5 protein-coding genes are annotated in these 10,811 nt (G+C 74.6%); 3 read left to right on the top strand and 2 right to left on the bottom strand.

Annotated elements, in window-relative coordinates; translation table 11 throughout:
• From CCN29_RS27730 to CCN29_RS27740, 3 genes are all read left to right on the top strand, one after another.
• Window positions 1–2,616 (top strand): SCO1167/SCO6262 family helicase (locus CCN29_RS27730; RefSeq protein ID WP_107481739.1); only part of this gene is annotated, 2,616 nt, incomplete at its 5' end.
• The gene (locus tag CCN29_RS27735; RefSeq protein WP_086685344.1) at window positions 2,613–3,917 is read left to right on the top strand and encodes an SWIM zinc finger family protein; all 1,305 of its coding nucleotides are present in this window, start codon (window positions 2,613–2,615) and stop codon (window positions 3,915–3,917) included. The genes CCN29_RS27730 and CCN29_RS27735, both read left to right, overlap by 4 nt.
• 163 nt (window positions 3,918–4,080) lie before the next feature.
• Complete coding sequence (locus CCN29_RS27740; RefSeq protein ID WP_086685346.1) at window positions 4,081–5,196, top strand: hypothetical protein; 1,116 nt, start codon at window positions 4,081–4,083, stop codon at window positions 5,194–5,196.
• Window positions 5,197–5,242: 46 nt separating this feature from the next.
• On the opposite strand, the gene CCN29_RS27745 is transcribed toward CCN29_RS27740, so the two are convergent.
• Window positions 5,243–6,907, bottom strand: a complete 1,665-nt coding sequence (locus CCN29_RS27745; RefSeq protein ID WP_086685349.1) for a TlrC/CarA/OleB/SrmB family ABC-F type ribosomal protection protein — start codon at window positions 6,905–6,907, stop codon at window positions 5,243–5,245.
• 584 nt (window positions 6,908–7,491) lie between these two features.
• Window positions 7,492–10,707, bottom strand: a complete 3,216-nt coding sequence (locus tag CCN29_RS27750; RefSeq protein WP_086685350.1) for an alpha-L-rhamnosidase — start codon at window positions 10,705–10,707, stop codon at window positions 7,492–7,494.
• Between the last annotated feature and the right edge of the window lie 104 nt (window positions 10,708–10,811).

Genomic DNA, 10,811 nt, shown 5'->3' on the forward strand with positions numbered 1-10,811 from the left:
GCCCCCCACCCCGCCACCGTCTTCTGGGGAGCCGTCACTGCCCTGGCCCTGCACCTGATCGCCCGCGAACGTCTCCTCCCCGGCGTCTCTCCGGCCGGTTACGACACCTGGCGGGCCGGGCCGTTCGACGCCGGTGACATCGCGGTCCTCCGTGCTCTCGCCGAAGCCGCGCCCGGCGAGGCCGTCGCCGTTCCGGGCACCGACCCGGCGGTGCTCGTCAGGGCGTTCCTGGACGCGGTCGCCGACACTCTTCCGCGCACTCCCGCCGCCGAACTCGCCACAGGGCGGTCGGCGTTCGCCGCGACCGCACCCCAGCACGTGCCGCAGTTGCGCGGGTGGGCGGAGGAGATCTCCGCCGGCCTCGACTCCGGCGTACGGATGTCGCTGCGCGTCGAACTGACCGACGCCCCCGCCCACGTCACCAACGCCCTCGTCGCCCCGGGCGTCACCGCTGCCCCCGCTGTGCCGCAGGGCGCGCCGCCGCCCCGTCCGCCCCGCCCGCGTCTGGTGCCCCGCGCCCACAGCCTGGCCGACCCCACCCTGTCCCTGGACGCCGACGAGCTGTTCGCGCGCGCCGACCACGCTCTGGGCCCGCGTGCCCAGGCCGACATGGTGCTCGCCGTCCGCCGCGCCGCGACCGTGTGGCAGCCGCTGGAACGCCTGCTGCCCGTACCCGCCGCCCTCGACCTGACCGACGACGAACTGCGGGACCTGCTGGGCGGGGCCGCGGGCCGCCTGGCGGGGCACGGCATCGACGTCACCTGGCCGGAGACGTCCGCCGGGGCGCTCACGGTTCGCGCGGTGGCCGGCGCCGACCGGGTGCCGCCCGCCGACCTGCGGTCCTTCTTCGGCGGCGACGGCACCGTCGACCTGCACTGGCGTCTGGAGCTGGACGGTGAACCGCTCACCGACAAGGAAGCGGCGACGGTCGCGGGCGGCGGGGCGGTGGTGCGGCTGCGCGGGCGCTGGATTCTCATCGACGCCGGCGTCGCCCGCAAGGCCCGCGAACGGCGGCTGCCGCCGCTCACCGCGATCGAGGCGCTCGCCGTGGCCCTCACCGGTCACACCGACATCGGCGGCGAACGGGTGCGGGTGGCGCCCAGCGCCTGGCTGGACGCCCTGCGCCGCGCCCTCGCCGACCCCGACGGCGGTGAGGGGCCGGTGGAGCAGCCCGCCCGTCTGACCGCCACGCTGCGCGACTACCAGCTGCGCGGCCTGCGCTGGATGGATCGTATGACATCCCTCGGCCTGGGCGGCTGCCTCGCCGACGACATGGGCCTGGGCAAGACGATCCAGCTGATCTCGCTGCACCTGCTGCGTCAGGAGCGCCGCGAGGACCGCGGGCCCACCCTGGTGGTCTGCCCGGCGTCCCTGCTGGGCAACTGGGAGCGTGAGGTGGGCCGTTTCGCGCCCGGTACCCCGGTCCGCCGCTTCCACGGCCCGGGCCGCACCCTGGACGGCGCCGGCGAGGGCTTCGTCCTGACCACGTACGGCACCATGCGGCTGGACGCCGGCCGGCTCGGCGCGCACCGCTGGGGTCTGGTCGTCGCCGACGAGGCCCAGCACGTGAAGAACCCGCACTCCTCGACCGCCAAGGCCCTGCGGCTGATCGGCGCCCGCGCCCGCATCGCGCTGACCGGCACCCCGGTGGAGAACAACCTCTCCGAACTGTGGGCCGTCCTGGACTGGACCACGCCCGGGCTCCTGGGCACCCACGGCGCGTTCCGCAGACGCTGGATCGCGCCCATCGAGGCCGAGCGGCAGCTCGCGGCGGAGGGCGAGGGCGAGCAGCACACCGCCCGCCTCCTGGCGGAGCTGGTACGGCCGTTCCTGCTGCGCCGCCGCAAGACCGACCCGGGCGTCGCGCCCGAACTGCCGCCCAAGACCGAGACGGACCGGCCGGTCGCGCTCACCGCCGAGCAGGAGAGGCTCTACCGCACGCAGGTGGAGACGGTGATGGGCGAGATCCGCGCCGGCTCGGGCGGCATCGCCCGCAGCGGTCTCGTACTGAAGCTGCTCACCGGACTGAAGCAGATCTGCAACCACCCCGCGCAGTTCCTCAAGGAGGAGGACGCCCCGCTCACCGGACGCTCCGGGAAGCTGGAGCTCCTCGACGAACTCCTGGGCACCATCACCGCCGAGGGCGGCGCCGCCCTGGTCTTCACCCAGTACGTCACCATGGCCCGCCTCCTCGAACGCCATCTGCGTGACCGCGGCACCCCCGCCGCCCTGCTGCACGGCGGCACCCCGGTGGCCCGGCGCGAGGAACTCGTACGGCGCTTCCAGGACGGCGAGTTCCCCGTCTTCCTGCTGTCGCTGAAGGCGGCCGGCACGGGCCTGAACCTCACCCGCGCCGACCACGTCGTCCACGACGACCGCTGGTGGAACCCGGCGGTGGAGGAACAGGCCACCGACCGCGCGTACCGCATCGGCCAGACCCAGCCCGTCCAGGTCCACCGGCTGGTCACCGAAGGCACCGTCGAGGACCGTATCGCGGCCCTGCTGGAGGCGAAGAAGGAACTGGCCGACGCCGTCCTCGGCTCCGGCGAGCAGGCCCTGACCGAGCTGACCACCGACGAGCTGGCCAACCTGGTGGAACTGAGGAGCATGGCATGAGCGAGGCACAGGGCAGCGGCGCACGAGGCAGCGGCGCCCGGGGCTTCCCCGCCTTCGCGGCACGCCGCGGCGGCCGCGCCCGCGGCCAGTCCTTCTGGGCGGCGCAGTGGGCGGAGGCCGTGGAGGACGTCTGGCCGGAGGAAGACCCCCTGAAGAAGGGGCGTTCCTTCGCCCGCACCGGCCGCATCGGCCCGATCACGGTCAGCCCCGGCCGGGCGGCCGCCGAGGTGTACGGCGGGGAGGAGACGTACACGACGCAGCTGACGCTGACCGTGCTGGACGACGACGAGTGGGACCTGCTCTGGGAGCGGACCGCCGACCGTCCGGCCGAGACGGAGGCGCTGCTGGCCGGCGACCTCCCGGAGGACCTGCTGGAGGCCGTCGAGGACGCCCGGGTACGCATGCTGCCCGGCTACGGCGACCTCGACGCCGACTGCGACTGCGACGCCCTCGACCACCCCTGCCCGCACGCCACCGCCCTCGCCTACCAGCTGTCCTGGCTGCTGGACACCGACCCGTGGCTGCTGCTCCTGATCCGCGGCCGCGACGCCGAGGAGGCGGTGGAGGAACTCAAGTCGGCTTTGCTGCTGCGGGCGTTGGCCGGCGACGACGAGGAGGACGACGAGCCGTACGACGAGGAGGCCGGGGGCGGGACCACGCCCGACGCCAGCCTTCAGCGCGCGGCCTACGCCCGCCCCGCCGCCGCGCTGCCCGCCCTGCCGCCGCTGCCCGAACCGCCCGCCGCCCCCGAGGAGCCGCTGACCGGCATCGAGGCCGACCCGCTGGACCGCCTCGCCGCGGACGCCGCCCTGCGCGCCCGCGAACTCCTCGCCTACGCCCACGGGTTCGGCGCCGCGCCACCGGAACCGCTCGACGTCTGGCAGGACACGGTGCGTCTGGCGGCCACCCACCCTGACCCGCGTGCGGCGGAGCGGCTCCGCACCGGCTCCGGCCGCCCCGCCGAGGACCTGGACCGGGCCGCCGCCGCGTGGCGCACCGGCGGCCGGGCCGCCCTGGACGTCCTGGAACACCCCTGGACCCCGCCCGAGCAGCAGACCGCGCGCGCCCGCACCGCGCTGGCCACGGCCTGGGAGGCGGAGGAGTTCCCCCCGGTCGACGTCGACGGCAACCATTGGACGCTCACCGGCCGCGGACTCCAGCTCCGCCTGGGCCGCGACGGCCGCTGGTACCCCTACCGCCGCCGCGACGGCCTGTGGTGGCCCGCCGGCCCCCCGTCCGCCGACCCGGCCGAGACCCTCGCCGACCTGACCGGCCTGGCGGACGACGACGAACTGCGCTGAAACGGTACGGCGGTTGCTTGCAGGAGTGGGGCGTTCACATCGCCCTACAACCTTCCAGGGGCGTGGTTGATCTTGGTGTGTGACCGGCCGGCCGCGCGGGCGCGCCACGCGCCCCTCAGGCCGTGACCGGCGCACAGTTCCTCGACCCGAAGGATGCGTACCGATGCAGATACGGCACCTCGTCCGCGGAGCGGCCGCCTCCCTGGCGCTCGCCTCCACCCTGCTGGCCGCCGACGGAGCCACCGCAGCGCCCATGTCCTCGAACTGGGAGATCTCCCTGTCCGGCGAGAGCCCGGCCGGCAGCCTGAGGTCCGTCTCCGCCGTGGACGACGACCTGGCCTGGGCGGTGGGGAGCAAGGACGGCCAGGGCGTCATCGTGCGCTGGGACGGGACGCGTTGGAGCAAGGACCCCGCGCCGGGGCTTCCCGACGTGTGGGAGTGGTCGTCCGTGACCGCCGTCGCGGCCGACGACGTGTGGGCCTACGGCACGGTGCGCCGGGACCAGAGACTCGTGCACTTCGACGGCACACGCTGGACCACGGTCCCCACGGTGGGCCCCGTCGACGACTCCTTCCCCGAGGTGCCGCTCGACGCCGTGCCCGGACGCCTCTTCAAGGGCGGTGACGCCCTCTACACCTACGCCGACGGCGCCTGGCAGACGTTCGCCCTGCCGGAACAGGTGCACATCCGCGACATCGACGCCCTCGCCGCGGACGACGCGTACGCCACCGGCATGAGGTACCCGGTCGACGGAGGCCACCCGGTGACCTACCACTGGGACGGCACCACGTGGACGCTTCTGGAGGAGGTACCGGTGCGTGCCGGCACGGACACCGCGAAGATCGCGGCCGAGTCGACGGACAGCGTCTACGTTGCGGGCTGGGCCGACGACGGCGCCCGCCCGCCGATCCCGTCCGTCGCCCACTGGAACGGCGCCGAGTGGCGGGACGTCACCGGTGACCTGTCCGCTCTCTACGTCCACGCGATCGCCCCCGACGGCCGCGGCGGACTGTGGGTCACCGGCAGTGACCAGACCGAACCGACCTCCTCGGGCCCGGTGTTCTGGCACTACGACGGCACCGCGTGGACCGAGCAGGACGGGGCGACGGCTCCCGACGGCGAGACGAGGTGGCCGTCCTACACCTTCTACGACCTGGCCCCGGCGGACGACGCCGGCTCCTTCTGGGCGGTGGGCCACTACACCACGCCCCTGGACCCGCGCGGCGACCAGGACGTACACGGTCTGATCGAACGCTCGACGCCGTCGCCCGCCAGCTGACCCGCCCGGGCCCCTGCCGCGCGGCAGGGGCCCGGACCGTGCGCCGTCAGCCTGCCCGGACGCCCGCGACTCCCGCCTCCCGCCGCGGCAGCTGCAGCCGTTCGCCCTGGAACCGAGCCCGGAGCGTGCGGTCGTGGGTGACCAGCACGATCGCCCCCGGGTATCCGCTCAGCGCCTCTTCCAGTTGCTCGACCAGCGCCGGTGACAGGTGGTTCGTCGGCTCGTCGAGGAGCAGGAGATCGGCGGGTTCCGTGACCAGCCGGGCCAGATCCACCCGCCGGCGCTGCCCGTAGGACAGCTGACCCACGCGCAAGCGCAGGTCCGCGGGGCGGAAGAGGCCGAGGGAGAGCAGGGCGTCGGCGTGTTCGTCGGGGGAGCCCACGCGGCCCAGCCCGAACGCCTCGGCCAGCGTCAGGCCGGGCGGCCACGGCGTCTCGTCCTGCCGCAGGTGCCCCACCCGGCCGGGCACCCGTACCGTGCCCTCATCCGGCCGCAGTTCACCGGTGAGCACCTTCAGCAGCGTGGTCTTGCCCGCTCCGTTGGGACCGGTGACGAGAAGCCTCCCGCCGCGGCCGAGGGTGAGCGAACCCAGCCGCAGACGGTCACCCACCCGCACGTCCGACAGGTGCGCGGCGGGCAGGTCCTCCGCAACGGCTCCGGCGCCGGCCTCCGGTACGGACCCGGGCGCCGCCAGGCGGGGCGTGAAGGCCAGCGGCTCGGGCGGCGGCGCCACCGCCTCGGCGGTCAGCCGCTGGACCCGCTCACGGGCGTTGCGGATGCGGGCCATCGCACCGTGCGCCCGGCCGCGGGCCCGGAAGCCGCCGTGGCCGAAGTTGGCCAGCGGCGCCTTGCGCGGGATGACGCCGAGGCGGGCGGCGTGTCCGGCGGCCAGCCGCTCGTTGCGGGCCAGCTCCGAGCGCCACTCCTCGTACTCCTGGATCCGGCGGCGCCGTTCGGCCGCCTTCGCGGTGCGGTAACCGTCGTAGCCGTCGCCGTAGCGGGTAACCTTCCCCTCCTCGGCCTCCAGGACCGTGGTGGTCAGGCGCTCCAGGAAGACACGGTCGTGGGTGACCGCGAGCACCGTGCCGCGGTGCGCCCGCAGCTGCGCCTCCAGCCACTCGACCGCCCGGTCGTCGAGGTCGTTGGTCGGCTCGTCCAGGAGCAGCAGCTCCGGCCGGCCGGCCAGGACACCGGCGAGGGCGAGCCGGGAGCGCTCACCGCCGGAGAGGGTGCCGAGCGGGCGTTCGCGGCGCAGCCTCGGCAGGCCGAGGTGGTGCAGCGCGATGTCCACCCGGTGGTCGGCGTCATACCCCTCCCGGGCCTCGTAGCGGGCGAGGAGCTCCTCGTAGGCGGCGAGCGCCGCCGGGTCGTCGCCGTCCTCGAGCGCCCGCCCGGCCCGGTGCAGCCCGGCCTCCAGGGCACGCAGGTCCGCGAGGGCCAGGTCGACGGCGTCCTGGACGGTGGCGGACGGCGGCAGGGGGACCGACTGGGGCAGATACCCGACACCACCGGCGGCGCTCACGCTCACCTCCCCGCTGTCGGGGCGCTCCTGACCGGCGATCAGCCGCAGCAGCGTGGACTTGCCGGCGCCGTTGTCACCGATCAGCCCGGCCTTCTCGCCGGGTCTGAGGGTGAAGGAGACGTCGTCCAGAACGATACGGCCGGGGTAGGCCTTGCTGACGTGGGACAGGGTCAGTTGCGGTGTGTGCACGATGAGTTCCCTCCTGGCCGCACGGGTGGGACCCGGGCCTGACAAGGTGATGGACGGCTGCGCGGCGAGGCGCGACGACGGCGGAGCACGGCTCTACGCGGTCGGCGCCGGCGATCTCACAGGGAACCCATGAGCAGGACACTACGCCACATCCGCCGCCGCGGCAAGACGATACGTCTCGCCTCGGTGGCGAGGCGGGGGTGGACGCCGGCGCCGGTGCCCTCCGCGCGGCGGGGAAAGGCGTCGGTACGACCACCTGACGGCACCCCTCGGGGCGCGGATCCGAGCAGGGCACGATGATCGGCAACGGCGTCAGAAATCCCGCCGGGACGCGGCGGCCCCTCCCCGGAGCATGCGAGGCGGCGCGGGCCACCGACGAGCGGGGGCCGACGGACGACGGCCGGGCCCGCGCCCACGCCGTCCACCGCGCCGCGGCCGCACGCCTGTGGGAGCTGTCCGTCGCGCCCACCGGCACCGCCCCTCCCTGCCGCCCGGCCGGCCCCGACAGCCCTCGCCACCGATCACCGAACACCCCCCTCCCGGCCGCGCGGACGGCCCCGAACGCCCGCGCGGCCGACCGCACTTCACACCGCGAACCGATGCGTCCCCGAACCCACGCGGAACACCTGGCACCCGTCCTCGTGCCGCAGCAGGGCCGCACCCGTGTGCTCGACCCGGTCCGTCTCCGACGCCGGGATCCATACCTGCGCGGTGGTGTTCACCGGTATCGAGCACGTCAGCTCGAAGTGTCCGCCCCGCCGCCTCCACCGGGTGGAGACCGGCCCCCGCACCGAGCGGAGCGTCGCCCGCGCCTCGTCGATGCCGCCGCCCGGACGCGGCCGGACGACGACCTCGCGGTAACCCGGCCGGCCCGGCGCGATTCCCGCGATGTGTGCATACATCCACTCGCCCACCGAACCGTAGGCGTAATGGTTGAAGGAGTTCATGCCCGGATCCTGGAAGGTGCCGTCGGGCCGCAGCGAATCCCACCGCTCCCACATCGTCGTCGCGCCGCGCTCGATCTGGTAGCCCCAGCTGGGGAAGGTGCGCCGGGTGAGCAGCCGGTAGGCGACGTCGGTGTGCCCGGTGTCGGTGAGCACGGGAAGCAGCCTCGGCGTGCCCAGGAACCCGGTCGACAGATGCCAGTCGCGGGCCTCGATGAGCGCCACCAGCCGGCCGGCCGCCGCATCCCTGAGCGCGTCGGGCACGAGCCCCATGGACAGGGCGAGGACGTACGCGGTCTGCGTGTCGCCCTTCACCCGGCCCGCGTCGTCGACGTACGCCCGCCGGAAGGCGTCCCGCACCCGCCCGGACAGGTCATCGTAGGGCGCCGGGTCCCGGCCGAGCTCGCGCGCCATCCGCCCGGCGAGGTCCGCGACGTGCGCGAAGTAGGCGGTGGCGATGACGTCCTTCGGGGTCTCGTCGTCGACGTTCAGCCAGTCGCCGAAGCCGTCCGCCGGCCGCAGCAGACCGTCGCTGTGCTTCTCCAGGTAGCCCAGCCACGCCACCACCGACGGCCACGCCTCCTCCAGCACCCGCACATCCCCGTACGCCTGGTACAGCGCCCAGGGCACGGTGACGCCCGCGTCGCCCCAGCCCGCCGCCCCGTCACCGAGACGCCCGACGTCGGGCGCCACGTGCGTGAAGGAGCCCTCCGCCGTCTGTGCGTCGCGCAGGTCGGTGAGCCACTTCGCCAGGAAGCGCGCCGACTCCATCGTGTACGCGGCGGTCGGCGCGAAGACGTTGATGTCGCCGGTCCAGCCGAGGCGTTCGTCCCGGGCGGGCGTGTCGGTCGGCACGGACAGGAAGTTCCCCCGCTGCCCCCAGGTGATGTTGCTGTGCAGTTGGTTCAGCATCGGCGAGTCGGTGGCGAACGTGAGCGTCGCCGGCGCGTCGGTGTGCATCACCCGCCCGGTGACCGCCCGCGCGGTCGGCGTGCCGGGAAAGCCGGTGACCTCGACGTAGCGGAAGCCGTGGAAGGTGAAACGCGGCTCGTACGTCTCGCTGCCGCCGCCCTTCAACACGTATGTGTCGGTCGCCTTCGCGGTGCGGAGGTTCGCCGTGTAGAGGGTGCCGTCCGGGTTGAGGACCTCGGCGTGCCGCAGCCGCACCACCGTGCCCGCCCGGCCCCGCACCCGCAGCCGCACGGAACCGACCATGTTGCGCCCCAGGTCGAAGACGAACACCCCGGGCCTGGGCTCGCTGACACCCACCGGCGTCAGCTCCTCGGTGACCCGCACCGGCGCGTCGACCTGCGCCACCACCCGCTCCGGCACCACCCCGTCCGCCTCACCCGCGCGCAGCCACCCCGCGTCGTCGAACCCCGGCAGGGCCCAGCCGGGAGTCTCCCTGCGGGCGTCGTACGTCTCGCCGTCCAGCAGGTCGGCCGCGACGACCGGTCCCGACGAGGCGGACCAGTCCGTGTCCGACACGACGCGCTGCACCGTCCCGTCGGCGTAGTCGACCTCCAACTGCGCCAGCAGCGCCGGGCGCCGGCCGTACTGGTGCGGCCCGAACATGCCGACGTTGCCCGCGTACCAGCCCGGCGCGAGATGCACCCCGAGAGCGTTCCCGCCGCCGGAACGCACCAACTCCGTGACGTCGTGCGTCTGGTACTGCACCCGCGTGCGGTAGTCCGTCCAGCCGGGCGCGAGCTGGTCGCGGCCCACGCGGACACCGTTGAGATGCGCCTCGTAGAGCCCGAGCGCGGTGACGTACAGCCGCGCCCGCCGCACCTTCGCCCGCCGCAGGGAGAACTCACGGCGCAGCCGGGCCACCGCGTGCGGGGCGGGCGTGACCGTCCCCCACGGGCCCGCCCCCCACGGCGCCGCCTCCCGCGCGGCCGCCCATCCGGAGTCGTCGAAACCGGCGCCGCGCCACTCACCGGCCGGCTCCCGGTCGGTGACCTTCCAGGCGGCGTCCGTCACGATCCGCCGCTCACCGAGGGCCGTCCGCACGACGAGGACGGCGAGCAGACCGGCTGGCCCCTCGGCGCCGTTGACCGCCTCGACCGCGATCACGTTGCTCCCGGACCTCACCTGCTCCAGGACGTCCACGACGGCGGGCCGCCGCCAGTCCTGGTTGTCCGTGGCCAGGTCGGTGCGGGCCACCTCGCGGCCGTTGACGGACACGGAGTAGGCGTTGTCCGCGGTGATCACCAGCGTGGCCGAGGTGACCGCCGGGGGCAGGTCCGCGGTGCGGCGGAACCAGCGGGTGGCGGCCGGGGCGCTGCTCGCCGGGTCGCCCTCGGGGAACCAGATCCAGTGACCGCCCTCGAAGGACGGCGCGTCGGTCAGTTCGGCGGGGGCGGAGATCCACCGCGCGGCCCACTGCCCGGCGCCCATCAGGCCGGTCTCCCACCAGTCGGGCTCGCTCCACCTCGAGACCCGGCCCTGGCCGTCCCAGACCCGCACGCTCCAGAAGTACCGTGTCCTCGGGCGCAGTTCGGGCCCCTCGTACGGCACGAGGACCGACTCCTCGGACGCCACCCGGCCGCTGTCCCAGACGTCGGGCCGCGCCAGCGCGGAGGCACTGGTGGCCACCCGCAGCTGGTAGGCGCTCTGACGCAGCCCCGGCTCGTCGGAGGCCATGGGCCAGCTGAACCGCGGACGCGGCTCGTCCAGGCCCAGCGGATGCCGGGCGTACTCGACGGTGGGGGAGGTGATCTCCACGGGCGCGGCCCGGCCGCCCGCCCGGGCGGTGGTGGGGGACACGGGCACGGCCTGCGCCTGCCCCGCTCCGGAGGCCGCGGCGGCCACCACGGCCGCCGTGCTCGCCAGGACGTTTCTGCGACTGATCACTACGCCACCTCGCACGGTAGGAATTGAATCGTTTCACATGCGGTGAGCGTGGCCACCGTAGAGGCGTGGGCGGGTGGGGTTAATGAGGAGGACGCGGCGAAATG

The organism is Streptomyces pseudogriseolus, assembly GCA_002154585.1.
Classification (GTDB): domain Bacteria; phylum Actinomycetota; class Actinomycetes; order Streptomycetales; family Streptomycetaceae; genus Streptomyces; species Streptomyces pseudogriseolus.

Bases quoted from the DNA above. Each gene is read 5' to 3' on its own strand.
- CCN29_RS27735 (WP_086685344.1), top strand. From the start codon at position 2,613: ATGAGCGAGGCACAGGGCAGCGGCGCACGAGGCAGCGGCGCCCGGGGC.
- CCN29_RS27740 (WP_086685346.1), top strand. From the start codon at position 4,081: ATGCAGATACGGCACCTCGTCCGCGGAGCGGCCGCCTCCCTGGCGCTC.